We start from the raw sequence: 426 nt of genomic DNA on the forward strand, positions 1-426 counted from the left end.
GGTGATCGCGCAGCATTGCGAGGACCTGAAGGACGGCCGCGCCTTCGCCGAGGTCGCCAAGCGCGTGTCGAAGAAAAAGCCGGTGATAATGCTCAAGGCCGGCCGCACATCGGCAGGCGCGGCGGCGGCGAGCTCGCACACGGGTGCGCTCGCCGGCAACGACAAGATCTACGACGACGTGCTGCGCCAGTCGGGCGTCATTCGCGCCAGGTCGCTGCGCGACCTGCTCGACTTCGCACGCGGCGTGCCGATCCTGCCGACGCCCAAGGGCGAGAACATCGTCATCATCACCGGCGCCGGCGGTTCGGGTGTGCTGCTGTCCGACGCCTGCGTCGACAACGGCCTGAAGCTGCTCAAACCCATGCCCGCGGACCTCGACGCGGCGTTCCGCAAGTTCATTCCGCCCTTCGGCGCGGCGGGCAACCC

1 pseudogene is annotated in these 426 nt (G+C 68.8%); it reads left to right on the forward strand.

Features of this window, described 5'->3' with window-relative positions:
* Window positions 1-426 (forward strand): annotated as a pseudogene (locus I6F37_RS41210) (CoA-binding protein); the annotation flags it as partial.

It is taken from the genome of Bradyrhizobium sp. NBAIM08, assembly GCF_020193935.1.
GTDB classification, from domain to species: domain Bacteria; phylum Pseudomonadota; class Alphaproteobacteria; order Rhizobiales; family Xanthobacteraceae; genus Bradyrhizobium; species Bradyrhizobium yuanmingense.